23 protein-coding genes and 1 pseudogene are annotated in these 25,813 nt (G+C 39.2%); 10 read left to right on the top strand and 14 right to left on the bottom strand.

Features of this window, described 5'->3' with window-relative positions; translation table 11 throughout:
* The 5 genes and pseudogenes from B0B05_RS00805 to B0B05_RS00785 form a co-directional block, all read right to left on the bottom strand.
* A pseudogene (locus B0B05_RS00805) lies at positions 1–192 on the bottom strand (IS5/IS1182 family transposase); the annotation flags it as partial.
* Between the two features lie 108 nt (positions 193–300).
* Positions 301–1,293 carry a glycoside hydrolase family 43 protein gene (locus tag B0B05_RS00800; protein WP_076781516.1) on the bottom strand — a complete coding sequence of 331 codons (993 nt, stop codon included), beginning with the start codon at positions 1,291–1,293 and terminating at the stop codon, positions 301–303.
* Positions 1,294–1,305: 12 nt separating this feature from the next.
* Complete coding sequence (locus B0B05_RS00795) at positions 1,306–2,883, bottom strand: glycoside hydrolase (RefSeq protein ID WP_084173835.1); 1,578 nt, start codon at positions 2,881–2,883, stop codon at positions 1,306–1,308.
* Positions 2,884–2,893: 10 nt separating this feature from the next.
* Entirely contained in the window at positions 2,894–5,980 is a 3,087-nt protein-coding gene (locus B0B05_RS00790) for a glycoside hydrolase family 2 TIM barrel-domain containing protein (RefSeq protein ID WP_076781515.1), read from the bottom strand.
* Positions 5,981–6,346: 366 nt separating this feature from the next.
* Positions 6,347–6,943 carry a phage integrase SAM-like domain-containing protein gene (locus B0B05_RS00785; RefSeq protein WP_076781513.1) on the bottom strand — a complete coding sequence of 199 codons (597 nt, stop codon included), beginning with the start codon at positions 6,941–6,943 and terminating at the stop codon, positions 6,347–6,349.
* 583 nt (positions 6,944–7,526) lie between these two features.
* On the opposite strand from B0B05_RS00785, the gene B0B05_RS00780 reads away from it, so the two are divergent.
* Both B0B05_RS00780 and B0B05_RS00775 read left to right on the top strand, forming a co-directional pair.
* On the top strand, positions 7,527–8,936 hold the full coding sequence (locus B0B05_RS00780; protein ID WP_076781511.1) for an MBL fold metallo-hydrolase: 1,410 nt from the start codon (positions 7,527–7,529) through the stop codon (positions 8,934–8,936).
* Positions 8,937–9,041: 105 nt separating this feature from the next.
* A complete protein-coding gene (locus B0B05_RS00775) occupies positions 9,042–9,341 on the top strand; it encodes a thioredoxin family protein (protein WP_076781508.1) in 300 nt (99 codons plus the stop codon).
* Between the two features lies 1 nt (position 9,342).
* On the opposite strand, the gene B0B05_RS00770 is transcribed toward B0B05_RS00775, so the two are convergent.
* Positions 9,343–10,104: an amidohydrolase gene (locus B0B05_RS00770; protein WP_076781506.1), complete on the bottom strand. Its 762-nt coding sequence runs from the start codon at positions 10,102–10,104 to the stop codon at positions 9,343–9,345.
* A 279-nt stretch (positions 10,105–10,383) separates the two neighbouring features.
* Between B0B05_RS00770 and B0B05_RS00765 the strand changes: the two genes are divergently transcribed.
* Positions 10,384–11,181: a murein L,D-transpeptidase catalytic domain family protein gene (locus B0B05_RS00765; RefSeq protein WP_076781504.1), complete on the top strand. Its 798-nt coding sequence runs from the start codon at positions 10,384–10,386 to the stop codon at positions 11,179–11,181.
* Positions 11,182–11,263: 82 nt separating this feature from the next.
* On the opposite strand, the gene B0B05_RS00760 is transcribed toward B0B05_RS00765, so the two are convergent.
* Both B0B05_RS00760 and B0B05_RS00755 read right to left on the bottom strand, forming a co-directional pair.
* Positions 11,264–11,953 carry a response regulator transcription factor gene (locus B0B05_RS00760; protein WP_076781503.1) on the bottom strand — a complete coding sequence of 230 codons (690 nt, stop codon included), beginning with the start codon at positions 11,951–11,953 and terminating at the stop codon, positions 11,264–11,266.
* A 108-nt stretch (positions 11,954–12,061) separates the two neighbouring features.
* Complete coding sequence (locus B0B05_RS00755; RefSeq protein WP_076781501.1) at positions 12,062–13,603, bottom strand: sensor histidine kinase; 1,542 nt, start codon at positions 13,601–13,603, stop codon at positions 12,062–12,064.
* 189 nt (positions 13,604–13,792) lie between these two features.
* Here B0B05_RS00755 and B0B05_RS00750 point away from each other — a divergent pair, with 189 nt between their 5' ends.
* A complete protein-coding gene (locus tag B0B05_RS00750) occupies positions 13,793–14,281 on the top strand; it encodes an SRPBCC family protein (RefSeq protein WP_076781499.1) in 489 nt (162 codons plus the stop codon).
* A gap of 89 nt (positions 14,282–14,370) precedes the next feature.
* Here B0B05_RS00750 and B0B05_RS00745 read toward each other — a convergent pair whose 3' ends face one another.
* The 5 genes from B0B05_RS00745 to B0B05_RS00725 all read right to left on the bottom strand — a co-directional run bounded on the left by B0B05_RS00745 (position 14,371) and on the right by B0B05_RS00725 (position 18,819).
* Entirely contained in the window at positions 14,371–14,715 is a 345-nt protein-coding gene (locus B0B05_RS00745) for a hypothetical protein (RefSeq protein WP_076781498.1), read from the bottom strand.
* Between the two features lie 75 nt (positions 14,716–14,790).
* Positions 14,791–15,144 (bottom strand): DUF2200 domain-containing protein, encoded by a 354-nt coding sequence (locus B0B05_RS00740; protein ID WP_076781495.1) that lies wholly within the window; start codon positions 15,142–15,144, stop codon positions 14,791–14,793.
* A 130-nt stretch (positions 15,145–15,274) separates the two neighbouring features.
* Positions 15,275–17,311 carry a S9 family peptidase gene (locus B0B05_RS00735; protein WP_076781492.1) on the bottom strand — a complete coding sequence of 679 codons (2,037 nt, stop codon included), beginning with the start codon at positions 17,309–17,311 and terminating at the stop codon, positions 15,275–15,277.
* Between the two features lie 104 nt (positions 17,312–17,415).
* Complete coding sequence (locus B0B05_RS00730; RefSeq protein WP_076781491.1) at positions 17,416–18,156, bottom strand: uroporphyrinogen-III synthase; 741 nt, start codon at positions 18,154–18,156, stop codon at positions 17,416–17,418.
* A 21-nt stretch (positions 18,157–18,177) separates the two neighbouring features.
* Positions 18,178–18,819 (bottom strand): DUF4271 domain-containing protein, encoded by a 642-nt coding sequence (locus B0B05_RS00725; RefSeq protein WP_143745917.1) that lies wholly within the window; start codon positions 18,817–18,819, stop codon positions 18,178–18,180.
* 145 nt (positions 18,820–18,964) lie between these two features.
* On the opposite strand from B0B05_RS00725, the gene B0B05_RS00720 reads away from it, so the two are divergent.
* From B0B05_RS00720 to B0B05_RS00705, 4 genes are read left to right on the top strand one after another with little or no spacing between them, the layout of a single operon-like run.
* Complete coding sequence (locus B0B05_RS00720; RefSeq protein WP_076781487.1) at positions 18,965–19,681, top strand: polyprenol monophosphomannose synthase; 717 nt, start codon at positions 18,965–18,967, stop codon at positions 19,679–19,681.
* Position 19,682: 1 nt separating this feature from the next.
* On the top strand, positions 19,683–20,060 hold the full coding sequence (locus B0B05_RS00715) for a DUF4296 domain-containing protein (protein WP_076781530.1): 378 nt from the start codon (positions 19,683–19,685) through the stop codon (positions 20,058–20,060).
* Positions 20,061–20,116: 56 nt separating this feature from the next.
* On the top strand, positions 20,117–21,247 hold the full coding sequence (gene tgt, locus B0B05_RS00710; protein WP_076781484.1) for a tRNA guanosine(34) transglycosylase Tgt: 1,131 nt from the start codon (positions 20,117–20,119) through the stop codon (positions 21,245–21,247).
* A 41-nt stretch (positions 21,248–21,288) separates the two neighbouring features.
* Positions 21,289–22,383: an LptF/LptG family permease gene (locus B0B05_RS00705; protein WP_076781483.1), complete on the top strand. Its 1,095-nt coding sequence runs from the start codon at positions 21,289–21,291 to the stop codon at positions 22,381–22,383.
* 174 nt (positions 22,384–22,557) lie between these two features.
* On the opposite strand, the gene B0B05_RS00700 is transcribed toward B0B05_RS00705, so the two are convergent.
* Positions 22,558–23,268: a biotin--[acetyl-CoA-carboxylase] ligase gene (locus B0B05_RS00700; protein ID WP_076781481.1), complete on the bottom strand. Its 711-nt coding sequence runs from the start codon at positions 23,266–23,268 to the stop codon at positions 22,558–22,560.
* Positions 23,269–23,354: 86 nt separating this feature from the next.
* On the opposite strand from B0B05_RS00700, the gene rsfS reads away from it, so the two are divergent.
* Both rsfS and ftsH read left to right on the top strand, forming a co-directional pair.
* Positions 23,355–23,717 carry a ribosome silencing factor gene (gene rsfS, locus B0B05_RS00695; RefSeq protein WP_076781479.1) on the top strand — a complete coding sequence of 121 codons (363 nt, stop codon included), beginning with the start codon at positions 23,355–23,357 and terminating at the stop codon, positions 23,715–23,717.
* 41 nt (positions 23,718–23,758) lie between these two features.
* Complete coding sequence (ftsH, locus tag B0B05_RS00690) at positions 23,759–25,720, top strand: ATP-dependent zinc metalloprotease FtsH (protein ID WP_076781476.1); 1,962 nt, start codon at positions 23,759–23,761, stop codon at positions 25,718–25,720.
* Positions 25,721–25,813 lie beyond the last annotated feature (93 nt).

The raw sequence follows: 25,813 nt of genomic DNA, 5'->3' as shown, positions 1-25,813 counted from the left end.
CAAACAACCCACCATAAACCGAATCGGATGGCTCGGATTGCCCACTTTGGAATACAAGGGCGAAAATTCTTTCTCAAAATAATTCCAATCTATTTTTTCTGAAAGTAGAACAAGTTCATGCTCGTGGTCAATAAAATCCACCAACATTGGGCGAAATAATTCTGGCTTCTTTTCTGGATTTTTCCCCAACATATTTGCAAGGTTTTAAAGCTCTAAGATACAAATTCTTGCAATAAAAAACAAGCTATTTTAAACCCAAAATACTAATAATCAGTAAATTATAGGTGGTTTAAGGAGAGACTAAATAAACTGATCTTTTTTCCCCTGAACCGGAAGGATATAGGTGCTTTGCGAATCAAAAGTGGTTTCCGCTTTTGGGCCAACCGCAGGGTTTCCAAGTGATTCCCAAGGACCAAAAATATTTTTCGCACGGAAAGATCTTGCAGGATTGGGTTTCCAGCCTGTGGTTCCGGAAGCGATCATATAATACATTCCGTCTTTTTTGAAGATGGCAGGCGCTTCGTTGAAGTCTGACGGCATCATTACCGCAAATTCATTTGTAAAATCCTGATAATCATCCGTCAGAAGACTTATATGAAGAGTGCCGTTTTCCTCAGCGGAATGGATGTGATAAGCTTTTCCGTCATCATCTACAAAAAGCTGCATATCCCTGGACATTTGCCCGACTGCGAAATCCCGTCTCAGGAACATTCCGTCCTGGATGGCTTCAATCCATTTCGGGGTCCAGCTTTTGATGGTATCTTCCCCTTTCACTCTTCTTTTCTGAGAATCGGGAAAATCAACAGGCCAGTTTCCTACATTTGGTCGGTAAGAACGAATAAAACGGTAAGGTCCTGCCGGCTTATCGCTAACTGCAAGGCCGGTTCTGGCAGCTTCATATCCTCTTCCCTTTAATTCGAGATGAAACCACATCACATATTTTTTCGTTTTGGTGTTATAGATTACCTTCGGACGTTCGATAATCGAGCCTTTTGTGATTTCGGAATTCGGATCTTCGCTCACTTTCAGGGCAACTCCTTCATTTTTCCAGTTGTAAAGATCTTTGCCGGAATAAACCGTTACGCCAACCTGCGCATCATTGGTATCACCTTTAAATTCGCCAAACCAATAATATGTTCCTTTATCGAACAAAATTCCGCCTCCGTGCGCATTAATGTGGACACCATCTGTATCCTTCCATATTTCGCCCGGCTTGAAGCTTATATTCTTGCCGTTCTGCGCCGGAAAGTTAGAAAACAGAAATAAAATATACAGAAATATGAGTTTTTTCATTGTATTTTGGATTTATGGTTCAAAAACTAATGTTGAAATAGATCGTGGCGGAAAATTCCATTTCCTGAGTTTTCCTTTTCGGACGGCGTTTTTCTTCATATTCATCTCCGGATCTTTTGTGGTAAGATATTGCGTAATTTCCCTGAACTTCGTGGGAAGATCGAACTTCACGGTTTTTTCTTCCGGCGAATAATTAATCAATACAACTACAACTTTCCCGGTTGAAGGACCCTGATAGGCTGAAGCCATTACTTCCTGCGCCTGCTGCTCCGGCGATAATCCCATATTTAAGTCGATACGCTGCATCCCCGGCCGAATGAAATAGCTGTAATGTCCCATCGCCCAAAGTGTCTTGACTGGATGAAAATTTCCGTTGGTATAAGTTTCATTGGGATCCAAAGCAATAAAATAATATCGGGTATCGTACTCCGAAGGTCCCGGTTCAAAAGCATTCCAAAATTGCCAAGCCGAAGCGTTGGCAACCGTCAGGTCAAAATGGATCACTTTCGCCAGGAACAGCGCACAATCTATAGCGGAGACCTGTCCCGATTTGCCTTCTGTATAACCTTTTCCCAGCATAGAATATTCTGACTGCCAAAAATTTAGCCTGTATTTATCTGCAATTTCACCGGTTTTTTTCCTGACATCCAGCAGTCGCTTATCCGATGATTCTGTGAAATAGCTGTGTCCTGCTATAATTTTAGGAAGATGTGTAAGGTTCCCAAGATATTGCGGACTTTCTTCATCGTAAAATGCTGATACCTGCTGTTGTGCAGGACCGTAACCTGCATACAGAAAATCGAGCTGCGCGGCTTCCGTCAAAAGTATTTTTGTATTCAGCTGTTGTTTTGAAAGCTCTTTATCGAGAATTTTTGCTATTTCAGAAATATCTGCATTGCTCCAAGGCGAACCTTCCTGCTTTGCTTTTCCAAATTCGCCAAACCAATCCCATTGCGGTTCGTTAACCGGGCTGAGATAATCAAAATGCAGGTTTTCTTTTTCAAAATGTTCGACCACTTCTGCCAAAAATTTCGCAAAATCCGAAAAACGATTTGCCGGAAGGTTGCAAGTATTGTCTTTTTCCGTTTTAAATCCCAGTCCATTTTTCGTCATAAAAACCGGCGGTGAATTGGAAAAGGCGATCAAGCGTTCTACACCGTATTCTTTGGCTTTTTTCAAAAACCACTGGTATCCTTCCTGCCGGTTCCAGCTGTAGCTTCCGTCAGGATTCTGAAAGCATTCCACCCTTTTGCGGAAATCGCTGATACCGCTTTTATCTGCCTGCTCCTGTGTTCCTGCACCGATATTAAAGCGCCATCCCGAAAGCCCTATTCCCAAAGGATTTCCTTTATCGTCGGTTTGCCGGCTAAAAAGCAACTGGGCAATTTTTTGTTTCTTCTCTTCCGGCCAGTATTTGCCGATGCCTTCTGCAAACCAACATCCGGCCGCAGCAAAGTTATCGATGGTCTGATACTTTTTTTCGAGATTAATTTGCGCTTTCCAAAGATTCTTATCCACAGATTGTGCTAAGAAAAAAGCAGGAAAAAAAACGATGAGAAACTGAGAAAATTGTATTGTTCTTTTCGCCATACAACAAGGATTATTCTACACTTATGGTATAGCTATAACTGTATTTATCGGCATTCAGCAAATACTTTTCGTGCGGGAGCGCTCCCCAGCTGTTATCGCCGCCAACACCGCGCTGAGCAAGGTCAACACTAAGAAAAACTTTATCCTGCGGATGAGAATCGGTAAGTGTATGCCATCTCTTTTTTTCATCTCCCGGATCAATACTTTCCGTTTTCACATTCAGTGCGCTGAAGCTTAGCGGTTGTTCGCCGGTAATTTTAAAAGTTGTATTTCCGTTGGAAAGTTCGATCCAGCGTGCATCGGTTTTGTTTCCGGATTCCTGCGGACGAAGATAATTCCAGGTATATTGGTCTTTTACTTTTCCGTTGTAAATCCCCATAAACGAGGCGGTATTTCTGTCGCTGTAATTTTCCCAAGGACCGCGGCCGTAATATTTCAGGTTTTCAAAACTTCCGGGAAGTTCCATACGCATTCCGAAGCGTGGAATTTCGGGCAGATTTTTTCCGGTTTTGTCGATGGAAGCGGTAACGGTAATTTCACCATCCGGACGAACAAGATATGATACCTGATAAGGGATATCCAGATCTTTCAGCTGATATTGCACATTTACCAAGAGTCCTTCTTTATTTTTTTTGTCTATGCTGATGTTCTTAATTGTAGGGTTTTGGTGTGCATTTTTCCAGGCTTTAAGCTTTTGCGGCATCTTGTTTCCGAAATCGTTATCGGTGGGTGCACGCCAGAAGAACGGCTCCGGGAAACCGGTTACAGTTTCCTTGTTTGCTTTTTTGTATGAAGCCAGCTTTCCGGTTTTCAGGTCGAAAGTTCCGGTAACGTTTCCGGCTTCAAAGGTAAGCTGATCTCCTTTTTTGGCAGATTTCACCTTTCCTTTTGCCGAAGTTCCGTTTTCGGTAAAATAATCCCCGGAAATTTTGAACTGTTCTCTTGCCAGCTCAAAATCTGCCGGAATCATTTCTGTCGCATTTTTCTGATAGGCATACACACTCAGGTAATATTCTCCTTTTCCGGTTGTATTTAGCTTTAAAGGAATTTGTTCTGATTTCCCGGCTTGTGCATTTGCACTGAATGTTCCGTTCTGAACCGGCTTCCCGTCTTTCAGCAATTCCCATTTGAAATTGAAATCCGATAAAGGGAGCTGATTGTATTTGTTCCTGATATTCAAAGTTCCATTATTGTATGCGAAATTGATATCCTGATATACTTTTTTTACTTCAAAATATCCCGGATGTACATTTCTTTCGGTATCGATAATTCCGTTTCCGCAAAAATTAAGGTCATTCTGAAGGTTTTCTCCACCGAAATCCCCGCCATAACCATAATACAGTTCTCCTTTTTCATTTTTAGCAGGGAAAGCCTGATCTACCCAATCCCAAATTGCACCGCCCTGCATTTTCGGGCTTGTTGCGATAACATCAAAATATTCCTGAAAATTACCGCTGCTGTTCCCCATAGCATGACTATACTCACACATAATGAACGGGCGCTTTTTGTCGCTTAACGCATATTCTTTCATATAAGAAATGGGTGGGTACATAGGAGCTACAATATCGGTATTCCGGTTCTGTTCGGCTTGTTCAAACATTACTGGTCTTCCCGGTTGGTTTTCCTTCAGCCAATCGTATGCATCGTAAAATACCTGGCCGTTCCCACATTCGTTACCCATACTCCATACAATAATAGAAGGATGGTTTTTGTCCACAGCTACCATTCTTTTTATGCGGTCCATATGCGCAGGCGCCCAAACAGGAAGATAAGCGGGATGTTTGGATTTATCCAAATCGCTGTCGTAGGAAACGCCCATTCCGTGGCTTTCTATATTGGCTTCATCAATAATGAAGAAACCGTATTGATCTGCAAATTTGTACCAGCTTGGATCGTGCGGATAATGGCTCATCCTGATGGTGTTGATATTGGCCTGCTTCATCAGCTGCATATCTTTTTTCAGAAGCTCAGGATTTGGAACATGGCCGGTTTTTGGATCATGCTCGTGCGAATTGACTCCTTTTACCATTATCGGTTTCCCGTTTACCATTAGCTGAGCATCTTTTATTTCCACTTTCCGGAAACCAGTGAATCCACTGATGACCTGATCTTTCCCATCGGAAGATTTCCATTGCATCTGATATCGGTAAAGGCTTGGCGTTTCCGGATGCCATTTGTGCACTGAGGGGATTTCTGTCTTAAATGTCAGCTGTGCAGCTGTAGTATATTTCCGGGAATCTTTGAAAACTTCTTTTCCGGAAGGATCGTAAAGCGTAAAAAACAGCACACCTGGTTTATTTTTAGAATTGGAGAACTTTCTCAAATCCACTTTTGCATCCAGCATCCCGTTCTGATAGGTTTTATCAAGATCAGCTTTAATTTCATAATCCCATACGGAAATATCCGGCACTGCTTGCAGCCAAACATCGCGCTCAATTCCTGAAAGGCGGAACATATCCTGGTCTTCCAGATAGCTTCCGTCGTGCCAACGTGTTACCTGAACGGCCAACAGGTTCTCTCCTTTTTTTAAAAATTTTGTAATATCAAATTCAGCCGGGGTTTTGCTGGCTTTGGTCATTCCTACTTCCTTCCCGTTCAGGAAAACCTGCGCGTATCCGGAAATGGAGCCAAAATGCAGGATTACCGACTGATGATCCCAGCTGTCGGGAAGTGTAAAAGTTTTCCTATAGCTGCCAACAGGATTATAATCGCCTTTGATGTAAGGCGGGTCTTTCGGGAAAGGATAAATAATATTGGTATAAATAGGAATATCATATCCCTGGATTTCCCAGTTGGAAGGAACCGGAATATTTTTCCAAGAGCTGTCATTAAAGCCTGTTGTGTAAAAATCCTTGGACTTTAATGCCGGGTTTTTTACCAGAGTAAATTTCCATTCGCCATTCAGGCTTTTGAAATACGGAGACTGTTCCGGGTTATCAGATTTTGCAGATTGTCCGGAATCGTAAATAACAAATTGGGAATGACCTTCCAGCTTATTACGGTCGAGGATAGAGGGATTTTCCCATTCATTCTGCTGGGCAAAAGATACAAAGCCTGCACATAGAGCAGCAAGACTAAAGAAAAAAGTTCTGTACATGGATGATTTGTTTTAAATTATGATAAGAATCTTTGCGCGGCAGTACATTTCAGCATTTTTTATAGTATAAAAAAACGAAAGTTTTATAAAAAAAACTGTTCTGCACAAAGAAGCCACACTATGAAATTCTTCATTATTTTGATGGTGAAAAATTAAGCAATTTGATTATAATGTAGACCTTAAAAATATCAAAAAGACAAAATAATTTATTTATCAGCCAAAATGATTCAATTTTTATGGCAACTTTTTTAAGTACTTTGAAACACTTACAAACCTAACGTTATGATTCATCAATTCAAATTTACTTTAATCCTAACAATGGTAATTTTTTTATCAAATTTCACAAAAAATTATGGTAAGACTTTATCAGCCCCCGCAACTTATTATCTTGATTCCGAAATGGGGAATGACCAAAAAAACGGACAAAGTCCGCATTCTAATCGCGATACTGGACTCCCTATTCCCGCGAGAAATGCAATAGGCTTCAAATTTTTTCAAGTTAGAATAATCCAATTCATTAAAGCTAATGTCTTTTTTGCCAAAGAACCGTTGCAGCGCATTCAGAGTATCTTTTTCCACTTTCGCTGTTCCGGTTTTATCCGATGCCAAAAGATTTCTAATCAAATCTTCGTGGAAACTCGTATAGGTTAAGGAAATGCTTTGTCCGCTGCTCGTCTTTAGTTTATTGATAAGATCAGGAAGCGTGAAGTAGATTCCATTTTTATCGAAATCGTCGATAATCTCGTCAATGATCTTAATTCTGCGCTCAATAAATTTGTTGAGGTTAGCGTGATTGGGATGCGAAGTTTTCAGACGACAAGCGTCAAAACTCCAGTCCTTCTCCTTGCAAGTTTTCCCGATTGAAAGACTTGTGTTTTTGCGGTCTTTTATAAATGAAATTATGATACTTCTCTCCCCTGTTTTATTCGCTTTTGGAGCAAGTGTAAAGGTGTAACTTACCATTTTGTGTCAATTTTTATCGTTTTTCACGAACATTTTTTTCAGATGTTCCTGTTTATCGTGTTTTACAAAAATTTTTTCACGAACATTTCATGAACATTTGCGCTCCAAAAGTAAAATATTATAAAATACTGTACAAGAAAAATATTTGTAAACAATTGATAATCAAAGAAAATAAAGCATAATAAAGATTAAGCAAATTATAATAAAACACAATAAAACCGACTGTTAATCAGAGGGTCGCTGGTTCGAGCCCAGCAGGAGGAGCAAAACCACTAGATTAGTCTAGTGGTTTTTTCTTTTTATATCCTTACTAATGATTTAGGGGTTATTTTGCGTTTAGATATTTTTTTTCTATATGGCCTCAAGAAAATTAGGCACATAAAAAGGCACACATGCTGAAAAGGCTCACTTCTATATTAATTAGAGTTGGCGTATATTCGCAGAATCGAACAAATGTTTGAAATTCGATTGGGATAATACATAATATCTCTTAAAATTTATTTATAGTTATTCCAAATAATCCCATATTTGTAATTAATAAACTACTAGTCGATTATTTTATAAGCTAGAAAATTATATTAAGATGAAGGTTGAGCAAATCTATACAGGTTGTCTTGCGCAGGGCGCTTATTACATCGTTTCCGAAAACGAAGCGGCAATTATCGATCCGCTGAGAGAGGTGAAGCCCTATCTGGACCGTTTGGAAAAAGACAAGGTTAAGCTCAAATATATTTTTGAAACGCATTTTCATGCCGATTTTGTATCCGGACATTTGGATCTATCCAAAAAAACCGGGGCTCCCATTGTTTACGGGCCAACCGCAAAACCCGAGTTTGATGCCATTATAGCAGAAGACCATCAGATTTTCGAGATTGGTAAAATCAAAATAAAAGTCCTTCATACACCGGGACACACTTTGGAAAGTTCTACTTACCTCCTGATTGACGAGAACGGTAACGAAACTGCCATTTTTTCTGGTGATACACTTTTTCTGGGCGATGTTGGCCGGCCAGATCTTGCCCAGAAAGCAGGCGAAATTGATGAGAAAGATCTTGCCGGGATGTTATATGACAGCCTTATGAATAAGATCATGCCACTGGACGATTCTGTGACAGTCTATCCCGCTCATGGTGCAGGATCTGCCTGTGGCAAAAATATGCAGAAAGAGACAGTGGATACGTTGGGCAATCAGAAAAGGACGAATTATGCTCTGAATCAGCCTAATAGAGAATCGTTTATTAATGAAGTACTGGACGGATTAACGGCACCTCCAAAATATTTTGGGATGAATGTTGCCATGAACAAAGGTGGCTACGAAAGTTTTGATCAGGTCCTCAAAAAGGGAAAACATCCGCTTTCTGTAGAGGAGTTTGAAACCGCTGCAGAAGAGACCGGAGCGCTGATCCTGGATACCAGGAACGCAGCCATTTTTCACAAAGGTTTTGTCCCGAATTCTATTAATATTGGGATCAAAGGTGATTTTGCACCTTGGGTAGGAGCGATGATTGTTGATGTGCAGCAGCCTATCCTTTTGGTTTCTGATTGGGGAACGGAAGAAGAAGTCATTACAAGGCTAAGCCGTGTAGGATTTGATAATGTACTGGGATTTTTAGACGGTGGTTTTGAAGCCTGGAAAAATTCAGGGAAAGAAACCGACGAAATCAGAAGAATTACTGCCGAAGAATTTAATTTAGAGTTTTCTGATAATGCCAAAGTGGTCGACGTCAGAAAGGAGGCAGAATATGAGGCAGAGCATATCAATGATGCATACAGCAAACCTTTAGCTTACATCAATGATTGGGTAAATAATCTGGATCATTCTGAGCATTTTTATATCCATTGCGCTGGCGGCTACAGAAGCATGATTGCGGCAAGCATTTTGCAGTCGAGAGGATACAGGAATTTTACTGAGATTGATGGTGGTTTCAACGCTATTAAAAAAACGGATAAAATCCCTTTAAGCAATTTTGTTTGCCAGAGTAAAACTTTGTAAATAGAACCAAAAGCCTTCGAAAACTTCATCGTGACAACGCGGAATTAAGCAGATGTGTTACTGGGAGTTTGGCGAAGAGTTTTTAATAACTAAAATCTATCTGTTATGTCACAAAAATTTCAGGAACTCATACAATCCGAACGCCCTGTTCTTATTGACTTTTTTGCTACTTGGTGCCAGCCATGCAAAGTCCAGTCTTCAGTTCTTACATCAGTTAAGGAACAGGTTGGAGAGAAAGCAAGAATCGTAAAAATAGATATCGACCAATTTCCTTCTATTGCTAATGAATACAGCGTAAGAGGCGTTCCAACTTTAGCCATTTTCAAAAAAGGACAAATGCTGTGGAAAGAGAGCGGTGTGCATGATGTTAATTCTCTGGTTGGTTTGCTAAACCAATATGCTTGATTTAGTACTGGATTTCAAACCCATCCCTGTCCTTCAAAAAAGGAAATTTATTTCTGAATTCCTGTAATTCTTCAAGATGCCATTCCGTTCTGATGAGGTTGCTTTCCCTTATTGAGATTTCTCTTCCGTCCGGGAAATAAACCTGTGAGCTTTCTTCATACTCAAGATTATAACCATCAGTTCCGATTCTGTTCAACCCGAAAAGAAAAGCCTGATTTTCGATTGAACGGGCTTTTAACAAAGACTTCCAGGCGTCAACTCTTGATTTTGGCCAGTTTGCGACATATAACATCGCATCATAATCGTCTTGGTTTCTCGCAAATACAGGAAAACGCAAATCAAAACAAACCTGCAAAAGAATCCTAAATCCTTTATAATCAATAATTTTTCGTTCTGTTCCCGCAGTATAAATTTTGTCTTCCCCTGAATAGGAAAACAAATGCCTCTTGTCATAGTATTCAAAACTTCCATCGGGAAAAACAAAATAAAATCGATTATAAAAACTCCCATTTTCTTCTACCGAAACACTGCCCGCAACTGCAGCCTCTTTGCTTTTGGCAAAGGATTTCATCCATGTCAAAGTTTCTAGATTTCTGTCTGCAACTTTTTCGGCTTCCATGCAAAATCCTGTAGAAAACATCTCCGGTAAAAGAAACAGATCAGCCTGTACAGCATCACATTGAGTTTCGATTTGTTCGAAATTTGCGGATTTATTTTTCCATACAATGTCCAGATTCAGACCTGCGATTTTCAATGTTGGCATACTCAAAAAGTTTAATGCAATTTATAACTTTATAATCCGTTTTCAAATGTAGATATTTATTTTTTTGCAAAGAAACTACAACGATTGTTCAGTCTTATGTAGAGTTCACAGAGAAAAATTAATAAATCAAAATCATAATAAACTCTTAATAAAAAATTATGCATTAGCAGGTTTTAAAGTTAAAGTTTACTAAAAAGAGTTAAAAAAGGCGGAGATAACTTTCTGATAATGATTTATATATAATTTTGCATCGCTAAATAAAACTTAATATTATAGTTAATGAAGAAATTCCCATTATTGTTAGGCTTGGTTTATCTGGTGACAACATCCTTTTATCTTGCAAAAATTGAGATGAAAAATGCAGAGAAAAAGACGGTTACTAAAGAAGTAAAGCTAAGCCCCAAAAAGAATTTCTCATCAGAAAGTCAGGCAGAAGAAGTTTACAAAAATCTCCGCTTTGAGGATGAAACATTGAGTTTTGAAGTCTTTGAAAAAGCATTTTTAGGATTTCAAAATTTGAAAAAATCCGGAAAACTGGATGCATCCTCACATTTGTTGTCGGTCTGTGATTTCAGTTTATCTTCCTGCAAAAAAAGGCTTTGGGTCTTGGATCTTGATAAGAAAAAAGTACTTTTTAATTCTCTGGTAGCGCATGGCAAAGGTACCGGAGAAGAGTTTGCAACCAGCTTTTCCAATACAGAGGATTCGCACCAGTCCAGTTTGGGATTTTACATTACAGAGCAGACTTACATTGGTGACAATGGCTATTCTCTGCGTTTATTCGGGATGGACAGAGGTTACAATGATGCCGCTCTGGCACGTTGTATTGTGATGCATGGGGCCAATTATGTAAGCGAAGATTTTATCAAATCGCAAAAAAGAATTGGCAGGAGCTGGGGTTGCCCGGCAATTCCCAGAGAATTGGCGCAGCCTATAATCAATACAATCAAGAATGGCACCTGCCTGTTTGTCTACTATCCTGATCAAAATTATATGGCAAGCTCACAATGGCTGAAAAATGCAGAGATTAAGGATCAGATTCTTGGAGATTCTGCAGCTAAGATGGCTACAAATTAATCCATTGTATTTTGTACAAAGTATAAAAAAGCCTTTCTGAATATGAAACTCAGAAAGGCTTTTTTTATAATTGAAATGTGAATTATGGATTTTTTACCAATAGTCTAAAACCTTCTCCGTGTACATTGATGATCTCCAGGCCATCATCGTCTTTCAGAAGTTTTCTAAGTTTTGCGATGTAAACATCCATACTTCTTGCGGTAAAGTAATTCTCTTTTTTCCAGATTTTTCTAAGTGCCAGGTCTCTTGGCATAAAGTCGTTTCTGTGGATACAAAGAAGTTTAAGCAATTCGTTTTCTTTTGGGGAAAGCTTATATTCGTTTTCGCCAACTCTCAGTTGTCTCAACATAGAATCGAAGAAGATATTGCTGATCTTGAACTGTTCCTGGTCTTCATTTTCCAGCACGGCGCTTCTCTGGAGAATTGCTTTGATTTTATATAAGAGCAATTCTGTATCAAATGGTTTTGTGATATAATCATCGGCGCCAATCTGGTAGCCTTTCAGGATGTCTTCACGCATATTCCTCGCAGTAAGGAAAATGATTGGTGTGTTTTTGTCAATCTTTTTTACGTCTTCTGCCAGAGAAAAACCGTCTTTTTTTGGCATCATTACATCGAAGATGCAGATGTCAAATTCTTTTTCTGTAAACTCTTTCAGTCCCATTTCTCCATCGGTGGCCAAAGTCACCTCAAAGTTGTTGATGGTAAGATAATCCTTTAGAACTGCACCAAAGCTTTGGTCGTCTTCTACTAATAATATTCTGTTGCTCATAGCGTTTGATTTTATAATTAAAACTGAAGATTTAATACTTCTTTATTTTGTTAATTCTTATTTCTCTTTTTGATGTTTGTCCTTTATTTCCTTTTGGCTAACTCAATACTAAACCATTGGCAGTTTTATGGTGAATGTGCTTCCTTTTCCCTTGTGAGAATCCACGTGGATTTGTCCTTTGTGGATGTCAACAATCTTTTTCACATAAGATAATCCAAGGCCCTGGCCCTTCACATTATGGATGTTTCCTGTCTCCTCGCGGAAGAATTTTTCAAAAATCTTGTTCCTGTTAACAGCATCCATTCCCATGCCTTTGTCAGAGATTTCTATCACATACCAGTTTCCCTCGTTGCGGGTTGTCAGCTTAATCTCGGGCGTTTCTGGAGAATACTTGTTGGCGTTATCCAGCAGATTGATCAATGCATTGGAAATATGAAACTCATCTACTTTAAAATTATATTTTGTAGCATTGAATTCTGTGGTAAGGCTTCCGTTTCTTTCATTAACAATCAGGCGAAAAGATTCTGCAATCTTTTTAATAAGTTCGCGTACGTTGGTTTCTTTCAGGTGAAGAGGCATCTCATTACGCTCTAGTTTAGACATGTTGAGAACGGTTTCTACCTGCTTTTTCATCCTCAGGTTTTCCTGTTTTATAAGTCCGGAATAGTACTTCACTTTATCCGGGTCTGTCGCAATCTTATCATTGGCCAGCGAGTCTGTTGCTACAGAGATGGTCGCCAGTGGTGTTTTGAATTCATGCGACATATTGTTAATAAAATCAGTCTTGATCTCTGCAATTTTTTTCTGCCGCATCATATAATTAATGGATATGATGTATATCCCCAAAATCGTCAGTAATGAGATAAAAGTCCCCAACAGCATCGGCAGGTTATGTTTTACCAGAGAATAATCTTTCCTAGGGAATACCAGAGCCAACGTATATAATGTGCGGTCTTTGCTGTCCGTAAAAATCGGATATGTATAGTTGGTTTTATCCTTTTGATCCAGATAAATGTTATTGGCAACTGTTGTCAGTTGGTTGTTTTTATTAATAATCCCGAAGCCAAATTTGGTATCAATGCCTTTTAACCGAAGCTCTTTGGACAACACCGAATCTATGGTTTTGTTGGAAACCCGTTTTTCGATAGGCAGACTAGAGGCGCTAAGCCTTGCAAACTCCTTCATCTGATAAGAATTATTATCAATATCTCTGCTGATGTTGGTTGTTAAGGGCTCCGGAGAACTCCTTTTAACTTTTAGCTGTCCTTCATCCTTGTAAAGCTTGGTGGTGTACAGCGTATCGCCTTTTGCGGAAACAGGGATGTTCTGTTTCTCTACAATACTGGTCTGGAAAAGGATATTAGAACGGTTGGCAGAGTCAGAACTTTGTTGGATGTACGTTTTAACAGGTTGATTTTTAGATGCTAAAACTTCTTTCCCAACATTGTTGTAGGTCTCATTCCAATATTTATTAACCTCAATCTGATTAACTTTTTGAGTTGATGTTTCTAAAGCAGAATAAACTTTGTTCGAAAAATCCTGCTCCAGCGACGTATATAATTCTCTTATCCAATATAGCTGCAAGGATACAAAAACGACCAGCGAAATTGTCATAAAAACAGAGATAATAGGAATGAACTTATTATTCATTATAATTTTTTGGTTTTGAAAAGTTAAAATTACTCTTTTTAAGATTATCACAATAAAAATAACACTCAGTAATTATTAAATATTTCTTAAAATGAAGTTTTTTAACATTTTATTGTGAATATCAAATATGTTGCCACAGAAATATTTGGTGTGATTTTTTAATATTAACTTTATTAAAAATTAAACGATATGAACTCCGAGATTATATTTAGCAAAGATTCCGAAGCCGGGATTTATGTGATGAAAGTTTATAATGCTGATGTCGCGACGTTGTGGGATCATTTTACAAAGCCGGAATTGCTGGACCAATGGTGGGCACCAAAACCCTGGAAATGCGAAACCGAAAAAATGGACTTCCGTCAAAACGGTACTTGGCTCTACGCTATGAAAGGGCCAGCCGGCGAGAAGCATTTTGCCATTGTGGGATTTGGTGAGATAATGCCGCACAGGAGCATTGCCAGCACCGATGCATTTGCTGATGACAAAGGGATGGTGCGTACAGATTTACCTCAGACATCATGGCTGATTGGTTTTACAGGGATAGAAGAAGGCACGAGAATGACTTTTAATCTCAATTTTAATTCTGCAGAAGAAATGAATCAGATCCTCGAGATGGGTTTTGAAGAAGGTTTTAAAATGGGACTGAATCAGCTGGAGGATTTGTTATCTGAAGAATAATTGAATTAATTTTTTCTCGCAGATAAAAAAATCAAAAAGATTTTTACACTATCATCCTCTAAATTTGCCGAATCTACAAGAAAAGAGCCTTAATCCAAATCAATTTCTTCGTCTTCAAAATACTGGATGATTGCTTTTTTCATAAGAAGCGACTGCTCGTTGGGCTTGAGTTCCGGCAAATCTTCCAGCTTTTCAAACTCGGGCCAGCCTTCATTATAATGACTGAATTTGTAATATCCAAAAGGTTCCAGTAACCTGCAAACCGCAATATGGATGAGGTTGACCTTATCATCTTTGGTGAATTTTTGTTGACCGCTGCCTAACTCCTGTATCCCAATGAGGAACAATATGGTTTCGATAGGCGGATTTTTTTCGGTTTGAAAGTTTTCTTCAAAAAACTGTTCTATTTTTTTCCAGATTTCTGCTTCTGTCATATTATAAATGATAATTGATAGTTGATGAATGATCCGGAGAATTAATAACTTCTGTCATTCATCTTCTAACTACTTTTATTGTCTTAAAATTTTTTCCAATGTTTTTCCCTTCGCCAGTTCGTCAATCAGTTTATCCAGATACCGGATTTTCTGCATGAGCGGATCTTCTATGTCCTCAACACGGTACCCACAGATGGTACCCGTTATTTTTGAAACATTTGGATTAAGTTCTGCTTCAGCAAAAAATGTTTCGAAATCAATTTTATTATTGATGATCTCCCGAAGCTTGTTAGAATCATAACCGGTCAGCCAAAAAATAATGGCGTCAACTTCGGCTTTTGTCCTGCCTTTTTTCTCAGCTTTAGCGATGTAATGCGGATAGACTCCTGAAAAAGCCATTTTGTAAACTCGGGTGTTATCGGTTTTCATTAATGAATTTATCTTAGAGATTTAAACACAAAGATCATGAAGTTTTTTGGTATCCCAATGCTTTTTAACTCCCAATGATTTGACTTTGCAGAATATAATAATGAAACTAATTTTATCTGCAGTGGCTAACCTATTTATCAATTTTTAGCAAAAACGCATACTCCAAGGCAATTTCCTTCAAGCTTTCAAATCGGCCGCTGGCGCCACCGTGTCCGCTGCTCATATCGGTTTTGAAGATCAGGATATTGTCATCCGTTTTGAGATCTCTTAATTTTGCAGTCCATTTTGCCGGTTCCCAATATTGCACCTGAGAATCATGGAATCCTGTGGTAATTAATATGTTAGGATAATTTTTGGCTTCAATATTATCGTACGGCGAGTAGGATTTCATATAATCATAATAGTCCTTGTCATTAGGATTTCCCCACTCGTCGTATTCTCCTGTCGTAAGCGGAATGGTGTCATCCAGCATTGTGGTCACAACATCCACAAAAGGAACCTGCGCTACAATCCCGTTGAAAAGTTCTGGGTTATAATTCATGACCGCACCCATCAGGAGTCCGCCAGCACTTCCTCCCATGGCATAAAGATGTCTTGGTGAAGTATAATGGTTTGAAATCAAATGTTTTGCTGCATCGATAAAATCAAAAAATGTATTTTTCTTTTGCAGCATTTTCCCTTCTTCGTACCACTCGCGGCCAAGATATTCGCCTCCACGGATGTGGGCAATGGCGTATATAAAACCTCTGTCCAGGATTGACAGCCTTACGCTAGAGAATGTTGCATCCACGGTATGGCCGTAGCTGCCATAACCATAAAGTAAAAGTGGCGTATTGGCCGATTTTTGAGTGTCTTTGTGATAAACCAAAGAGATGGCAATCTGTTTTCCGTCTCTTGCAGGAGCCCAAATTCTTTCAGAAATATAATTTTCCGGGAAGAATTTGCCACCCAAAACTTCCTGCTGCTTCAGTAGAGTGGTGGTTTTCTCTTTCATATTATACTCGTAAGTGGAAGATGGTTTTGTAAGCGAAGTATAACCAAAGCGCAAAACATCGGTGTCAAACTCCATATTGATGCCAATATAAGCAGTATAAGTAGGATCGGAGAATGGCAGGTAGTAAGAGCTATTAGATTGATTATCAATAATGTTGATTTGTAGAAGGCCTTTTTCTCGTTCCTCGGTCACAAAATAATTTTTGAAAATCTCAAAACCTTCCAGCAAAACGTTTTCACGGTGTGGGATAAAATCTACCCAGTTTTCGATGGATGGTGTGGCCACTTTTGTTTTGACGATCTTGAAGTTGGTAGAATCATCTGCATTGGTGATGATATAAAAATCATCCTGGTAATGCTCAACCGAATATTCCAGATCTTCGGTTCTTGGCTGTATAAGCGTCCAATCGGCGAAAGCATCATTTGCCGGGATGAATCTCATCTCATCTTCATTGGTGCTGGATGAAGCGATGAAAATATATTCCATCGATTTGGTTTTGAAGAGGCTGACATCAAAGGTCTCATCTTCTTCGTGGAAAATCAGGACATCATTCTCCGCATCCGTGCCCAGCTTGTGGCGGTAGATTTGGAAAGCTCGCAGGCTTTCATCCTTCCTGATGTAGAAAACGTGCTGATTATCAGCGGCCCAAACCGCTTTCCCGGTTGTGTTCTCGATAACATCAGGATAAACTTCTCCCGTTTTCAGGTTTTTGAAGGATATTTTATAAATTCTTCTCCCCACATTATCGGTAGAGTAAGAGAGGATATCATTGTTGACGCTGACAGAGATGCTGCCGGTCTCAAAAAAAGATTCGCCCTCTGCCAACTGATTAACATCCAGAAGGATTTCTTCGTCATTTTCTAAAGTCTTGAACTTTCTGGAAAAAATCGGATATTCTTTGCCGTCTTCATACCTTACGATGTACCAATAACCATTGAAGAAGTAGGGCAGAGACTCGTCATCTTTTTTATAGCGCGACTTCATTTCTTCATACAGCTCGTTTTGCAGATCCTCTGTCTCCTTCATTACAAAATCCGAATAAGCATTTTCATCTTCCAGATATTGTAAAACCTCAGGGTTTTCCCGCTCGTTCATCCAGAAATAAGGGTCAATCCTTTTGTCGTTATGAATTTCGAGAAGTTTTTCTATTTTTTTTGCTTTTGGAGCATTCATTTCTAAATCAAAATATTATTCTGAAGTCGTTTCAGATTAAACAAATTTAAACAAAAAACCATCTTCTGCGGGAGAAGACGGTTTCTGTGTATGGTGACAGTTAATTACTTATTAACAGTTTTGATATATTTTTCTATGGCCATTGTCATAGATGGGGTCTCTTTGGTTGGTGCCATTACATTGACGGTCAAACCGGCTTCCTCTGCGGCAGCCTGTGTGGTGGAGCCAAAAACCGCAATTTTTGTATCTTCCTGCTTAAAATCAGGGAAGTTGATTCCCAGTGACTTAATCCCCGGATGGCTAAAGAATACCAGCATGTCGTAATCCTTGATATTGATATCGGTAAGATCACTTGGTACGGTCTTGTACATTACAGCCCTTGTCCAGTCTACGTTGGCAGCGTCCAATACTTTTGGAATCTCGGGACTTAGGATATCAGATGATGGCAAAAGGTATTTTTCAGAAGGGTATTTTTTAAACAAAGGTGTCAGATCAGAAAAATGTTTTTCTCCAAAACTGATTTTTCTTTTTCTGTAAACAATATGTTTCTGCAGATAGTTGGCAATCGCTTCGGACTGGCAAATGTATCGCATAGAGTCCGGCACGGTAAACCTCATTTCCTCAGCCAGACGAAAATAATGGTCTATGGCATTTTTACTGGTGAAAATAATCCCTGTAAATTGTGATAAGTCTATTTTCTGAGTCCTGAGATCTTTTGCATCAACACCTTCAACATGTATAAAAGGGCGAAAATCGATCTTGATTTTCTCTTTCTTTGCTATTTCCAAATATGGTGAAGACTCATTGGGAGCGGGCTGCGAAACTAAAATAGATTTGATTTTCATCTTAAAATGTGTATGTTACATCTAATAAAACAAGAACTTCCATAGTACCAAAACGGGTACTATTTGAAGCGTGCAAATATACAAAAATTTATAATACCATTTTCCTGGCAGTACGGGCTGGTTGTGAAACAGATATATAAGATTCTTAAGCAAAAATGAGCATGAGATGATCAAAATAATGATGTAAAAAAACCGAACCAGGTCCACAGGGTAAAAATAAAGAGCAAACCCCGCAATGATGAGGCCGATAGACTCTACAAAATAGTATTTGCTGGAGGCTAGCGTAAGGCCCTTCAGGTTTTTACTGCTGCCAACACTGGCATAGAAAAGGAATGTCAAAATATTGTGAAGGATGTCAAAAACCAATAATGCTAAAAAGGTAAAACCAAATTTATTGATCTGAAAACCACCCACCTGAATGTCAGTAAAAACCTTTGGGACAATAGGGACAAATTGGGACAGGAGTGTAGCAATCAGTACGTTTCTAACGATTGAGATCATCAGCCACGAAGGAAGCAGATTGCTGGAGTCATCCACTTTTTGCGTCAGAAAATCCTTGATATTGGCATCGCGCTGGAAAACAGACAGCATAAAAATGTATGCAAATATACTCCCAAGAATACAGTACACCACCCAATCATTATTTTCCGTTATCCGAATCAATTTTCCTATTTTTTGCAAAAATAAGAATTAGTCAGGTCTCTTTTGATATTTAATTCGTTAAAATATTCTGGTTAAAAAAAGTTAATTTCCATCGGTCCAAAAAAGATTAGCAGTTAAAAGATTATCTTTGCGAATTATTTGCCGAATGAAGAAGCTTGTCATTATCCCAACTTACAACGAAAAGGAAAACATCGAAAAGATTATTTCGGAGGTTTTTGCTTTGCAGCAGGATTTCCATGTATTGGTTGTGGACGATTCTTCGCCAGACGGCACAGCTGAGATTGTAAAAAGACTTCGGGAAACCTATCCCGTACAGTTGCATCTCACCGTAAGGAAAATTAAAGACGGATTGGGGAAAGCTTATATCCACGGTTTCCAGTGGGCTATTGCAAACAATTATGATTATATTTTTGAGATGGATGCCGATTTTTCGCACAATCCCAAAGATCTGATCAAGCTTTATGAGGCCTGTAAAAATGCTGATATGTCTGTCGGGTCCAGGTATTCTAAAGGTGTGAACGTGGTGAATTGGCCAATGGGTAGGGTTTTGCTTTCCTATTTTGCGTCCAAATATGTGCGTTTTGTACTTGGTTTGCCTATCCACGACACGACTGCGGGGTTTGTCTGTTTCAAAAAAGAAACATTAATCGCCATTGGGCTGGATAAGATAAAACTGAAAGGTTATGGTTTTCAGGTTGAGATGAAGTTTCGCGTTTTTAAGAAAAATCTTAAGATTGTTGAGGTTCCCATCATTTTTACCGACAGAACAGAAGGAGTAAGCAAAATGAATGGCGGGATTATAAAAGAAGCCGTTTTTGGCGTATTAAATCTAAAATGGAAAAGCCTGATTGGTAAATTATAAGATGAAGAATTTGATATGGACAGTAATGGTTTTATTAAGTGTTTTTTCCTGCGGAGAAGCATTGCAGAAGCCTGCCCATATCCTGGACGAAGATAAGATGGCCGAGCTTATTGCTGATTTTGCGATCAACGAGCAGACTTTTGCTATTGGTGGGAATATCAATTCAGAAAATGCCACACGTTATATCCTCAAGAAGTATAATATCAAAGCGGAGCTATTTACAGAAAGTTATCAATACTATATGACCAAGCCTGATACCATGCAGGATATTTTTGATCAGGCAGAGGATATTATCAAGGCCAAAGATCCAGGCGCAGAAGCTTATATTAATAAAAAACTGAAGGAATCCGGCAATCTTCCGTCACAGGTTCGGCAGTAGATATAATAGTTAGAGCATCCAGGGTTAAATAGCCTGGACACAAATTAAAAGAGAACATGAATTTTTTTCAAATCGAAAAAACGACGGAGTCTAAAGCAAGAGCCGGCGTTATAACGACAGACCACGGACAGATACAAACCCCAATCTTTATGCCGGTTGGTACGGTGGCGTCCGTAAAAACCGTGCATCAGCGCGAGCTGAGAGATGATATCAAGGCCCAGATTATCTTGGGGAATACATACCATCTTATGTTGCGCCCAACCATGGATATTATGCAGCAGGCAGGCGGCCTTCACCAGTTTATGAACTGGGACAGACCAATCCTTACCGATTCCGGTGGTTATCAGGTTTTTTCTTTGGCAAAAAGCAGAAAAATAACCGAAGAGGGTGTGAAATTCAAATCACACATTGATGGCAGCCTTCGTTTTATGTCACCAGAAGTTTCTATGCAGATCCAAAGACAGATTGGTGCCGATATTTTTATGGCTTTTGATGAATGTATTGCTTATCCCAGCGATTACAATGCTGTAAAAACGTCCATGGAACTTACGCACCGCTGGCTGAAAAGATGTATCAGTTGGACAGAGGAAAACAAAGAATTATACGGACACAAACAGAGGTTGTTCCCAATTGTACAAGGTTCTTGTTTTTCTGATCTGAGAAAAATTTCCGCTGAGGTAATTTCCGAAGCCGGCGCAGAGGGCAATGCTATTGGCGGCCTTTCCGTAGGAGAACCGGAAGAGGAAATGTACAGGATTACCAATGAAGTAACCGATATTCTCCCAAAAGAGAAACCCAGATACCTGATGGGCGTTGGCACACCGTGGAATATCCTGGAAAGTATCGGTCTTGGGGTTGATATGATGGATTGCGTAATGCCGACCAGAAACGCAAGAAACGCGATGCTGTTCACATGGCAGGGCATCATGAATATGAAAAACGAAAAATGGAAATCCGATTTTTCGCCGTTGGATGAGTTTGGGACCAGTTTCGTAGATCAGGAATACAGCAAAGCGTATGTGAGACATCTTTTTGTAGCTAAAGAATACCTGGCGAAGCAGATTGCATCTATTCATAACCTCGCATTTTATCTGGATCTGGTAAAAGTGGCGAGAGAGCATATTATTGCCGGTGATTTTTATCAGTGGAAAGATCAGGTTGTACCTCAATTAAAGAAAAGACTGTAATCAGAATTTATCAATTAATTTCAATCAGCAATTAGCGAACGATGAAAATCATAGACCTCTACGTGATCAAAAAATATTTGGGAACCCTCATTTTTATGTTGGCGTTGTTGTCTATTATTGTTCTGGTGGTGGATGTGCAGTCCAAAACACCCAGGATAGAAAGCAACGGTTTTACCGTAGGTTATTTTTTGCTGAATTTTTATCCGTTCTGGATTTTGAATTTGATTCTGACCTTTATGTCGATTCTGGTTTTTATAACCGTTATTTTCTTCACGTCCAGGATGGCCAACAATACCGAGATTGTTGCTGTTATCAGCAGTGGTGCCAGTTTTCACCGGTTTGCGAGGCCTTATCTTATTACATCTTTGCTGATTGCGGTGTGTACATTGGCGCTTAACCATTTCTTGTTGCCTTGGTCCAATATAAAAAAGAATATTCTGGAGCCGTACACCTACAATTCTATTAACAAAGAGAAATTGCTCGGTAATATGACGATTGCTTCTAATCTCAACCCCAGCGAATATATCTTTGTTAACAGTTACAACAAAAAAGAAAACCGCGGCTCAGGGTATATGTATCAGAGGTTTGATAAAAACAAAAAACTGATCTATCAGATCACAGCTATGGATATCCAGTGGGAGCCGAAGAAAAAGCACTTTATAGTAAATAATTTCTTCGAGAGAACTCTGAGAAAAGATGATACTGAGCTGCTGGCAAATGGAGCGTCTAAAATACAGGATTTTAAGATGCCGCCATCGGAGCTCTTTCCGGATGTTTTGGTTGCGCAGAACAAAACAACTCCGGAACTGATTGAAATGATAAAACGGGAAAAAATGAAAGGCAACAGCAATGTTACTTCTTTTTATAACGAGCTGTACCAAAGGACATCTATGCCTGTTTCCATCATTATCCTTACATTTTTGGGTTTATCGCTCTCTTCTCAGAAAAAGCGCGGCGGGCTTGGGCTGAACTTGGCGTTGGGTATTGCACTGGCCTTTCTGTTTGTTTTTTCTTTTCAGGTTCTTAATGTCGTGTCCGAGAACAAAACATTGCCGCCATTATTGGCTATGTGGCTGCCAAACATCGTTTTTGCGCCGGTTGCTGCATACCTCTATATCAAGCGCGCCAACGAGTAATTTATTACTTTTTTTTCTAAGATTGATATGGCTTTGGGATGATTTTGAATCCATAGAATTATCATTTTCAATTTTTATGGCAGCAATTCCGTCCTCCGTTCCCGCTTTTTTCTTTTTTTGCTAAAAAAGAAAAAGAGCTCCACTCAGGCCGGGCTGCATGCAATTCGCTGTTGATTAGTACAGCATTTCTATTTCTTTGTGGAAGAATTTTTTCACACCATCCTTTTCAAGATCAATCCATAAGAAACCTTCGGCATCTGCATTTAAAATAATGCCATTTTGTCTGATATTGTCTTTTGAAAAAACAGCAATCTCGTCTTTTCTGAATAGTAAACTGTTGTAACGCGTCAGGATAATATCTTCTGATGGTGTTTTAGAAATTTCGGTACTCAGATAATTGTGGAATTTTTCTGTAAACTCCACCAGATCATAACTTTTACCCGTGGTGGAAAAAACCGAGCCAGCCTTAGGTAATTGAGAAAAATCTGTCTGCAAAATATTGATCCCAATACCTATGATGAGATAGTCTGTATCTTTAACTTTTTGCTTTTCGATGATAAAACCACAGACCTTTTTCCCATTGATGATAATATCATTAGGCCATTTAATTTTAACGTCTGCATGGGCCATATTGGCAAGAAAATCCCTAATAATTACCGCGGTATAATAATTGAGAGACGTATGTGAAATATTGAAATTACTAGTTTTAACAGCAACAGAATAGGCTAGGTTTTGATGAGTCAACATGCGCCATTCATTTCCATATTGGCCGCGGCCTTTGGTTTGATTAAAGGTAAAAACGGCGGTTGTTTCGTCTTCATTAATGAGGTTTATGATTTCGTCTTGAGTGGAAACACAATTTTCGAGATAGAGTAAACGGTTCATTTATGAAAACTTTATGAGATTATGAGGCACTAAACAAAGATAAATAGATAAAAATCAATAAATTTGCAATTACACAATTTTTTTGAATGAGTAAAAGTACAGAAAAACAATTATTAATCGACAAAATCGTAGAATCGATTCAAGATACAAAAGGAGAAGACATCCAGATTTTTGATCTTTCAGGCATAGAGAACTCGGTTGCAGAAACATTTATTATCTGCAGCGGAAACTCCAATACGCAGGTTTCTGCCATCGCCGGGAATATTGAGAAAAAAGTGAGAAATGATCTCAAAGAGAGACCTTGGCACGTAGAAGGTACCGAAAACGCCATGTGGGTTTTGGTAGATTATGTCTCAGTGGTTGTGCACGTTTTCCAGAAACAGATCCGTGACTATTATGATATAGAGGAACTCTGGGGCGACGCCAAAATCACAACAGTAGAAAGCTAAAAGATGCGTATTCTGCATCATAATTATTTTAAAATGTAAGAATGAATAATAAAGGATTCAATTGGTTTATCCCTGTTTTATTGGGAGTTGTTTTACTCATATTTCTTCCGGGTCTGCTGGGAGATTCTATGGTAAAAAATATAGATGAAAAAGAGTTTTACGGCCTGGTACAGCAAGGTAAAGTAAGCGAAGTAATGGTCTACAGAGACAACTTCAAAGCGGATGTTTACCTTACCAAAGAAGCCAAAGCCCAATTGGGCAGTAAAGAAAAAAGTAACGATCCGTTATCTATGATTAACATTAAGCCCAGCCCGGATTTTGTGCTGACTTATGGTGACCTTAGGTATTTCCAGGAAAAATTTGATCAGATCAATTCCAAGCTTCCGAAACAGGCAAGAATGGAATTCGGGAAAAGTCAGGGCTTTTTCTCAGATCTTCTTTTTACAGCATTATTCTGGATTGGGATTATGGCGTTATTCTATTTTGTCCTTTTCAGAAAAATGGGCGGTGGCGCAGGCGGTCCTGGCGGTCAGATTTTCAGCATAGGAAAATCAAGAGCAAAATTGTTTGATGAGAAGGATAAGATCCAGGTTACTTTTAAAGATGTTGCCGGATTAGAAGGTGCAAAAGAAGAAGTTCAGGAAGTCGTAGATTTCCTTAAGAACTCTGAAAAATATACCAAATTAGGTGGCAAGATTCCAAAAGGTGTTCTTCTAGTGGGTCCTCCGGGAACAGGTAAAACATTGCTTGCAAAAGCTGTGGCAGGTGAAGCAAAAGTCCCGTTCTTCTCACTGTCTGGTTCTGATTTTGTGGAGATGTTTGTGGGTGTTGGAGCATCCAGAGTTAGAGATCTTTTTGCTCAGGCAAAGGCAAAATCACCTGCAATTATTTTTATAGATGAGATTGATGCCATAGGTAGAGCCAGAGGAAAAGGAAACTTCACAGGTGGTAATGATGAGCGCGAAAATACACTTAACCAGTTGCTGACAGAGATGGACGGTTTTGGGACAGATACTAATGTTATCGTAATGGCCGCAACCAACCGTGCTGATATCCTTGATAAAGCATTAATGAGAGCCGGCCGTTTTGACAGATCTATCTATGTAGATCTTCCGGAACTGCATGAGAGAAAACAGATTTTTGATGTCCATTTGAAAAAAATAAAACTGGACGATACTATAGACCGGGAATTTTTGGCTAAGCAAACGCCGGGATTCAGTGGGGCAGATATTGCCAATGTGTGTAACGAGGCAGCCCTGATTGCAGCCAGAAATGCCCATGAAGCTGTCAACAAGCAGGATTTTCTGGATGCAGTAGACAGGATCATCGGTGGTCTTGAGAAAAAAAATAAAGCCATAAAACCTTCGGAGAAGAGACGTGTCGCTTTTCACGAAGCTGGTCATGCTACGATCTCCTGGCTTGTAGAACATGCTGCGCCACTTCTTAAGGTAACCATTGTCCCTCGTGGGCGTTCTTTGGGTGCTGCATGGTATCTCCCGGAGGAGAGACAGTTAACAACTACAGAACAGATGTTGGATGAGATTTGCGCTACATTAGGTGGCCGAGCTGCAGAACAAGTGACTTTTGGGAATATTTCCACAGGTGCACTTTCTGATCTGGAGCGTGTTACCAAACAGGCGCAGGCCATGGTAACCATTTATGGTCTTAATGATAAGGTTGGTAATATCTCTTACTATGACAGCTCTGGCCAGTCAGAATATAGTTTTGGTAAGCCCTATTCTGAGGAGACAGCTAAGTTGATTGACGAAGAGATTTCAAAATTGGTAGAGAATCAATACCACAGAGCAGTAACTATCCTGACAGAAAACAGAGATAAATTGGATGCTCTCGCCCAAAAACTGTTGGAGAAAGAAGTAATCTTCCGCGAAGATCTGGAAGAAATCTTTGGAAAACGTGCCTGGGACCCGGAACTTACCGAGCAACCAGTCTCCAGTGTAGATGATCCTGCAGAAGCGGGAAATGTCTTAAATCCAGAAAGTTAAACCGTAAAAGGCCAAAATAATTAATAAAAAAATCCTAAATAACTTAGGATTTTTTTATTAAAATAAAGTTTTGGTTTTTAGAGTATTATAATA

Origin of the sequence: Epilithonimonas bovis DSM 19482, from assembly GCF_900108115.1 — a bacterium.
GTDB lineage: Bacteria > Bacteroidota > Bacteroidia > Flavobacteriales > Weeksellaceae > Epilithonimonas > Epilithonimonas bovis.
This window is presented reverse-complemented; position numbering and strand designations above follow the sequence as displayed.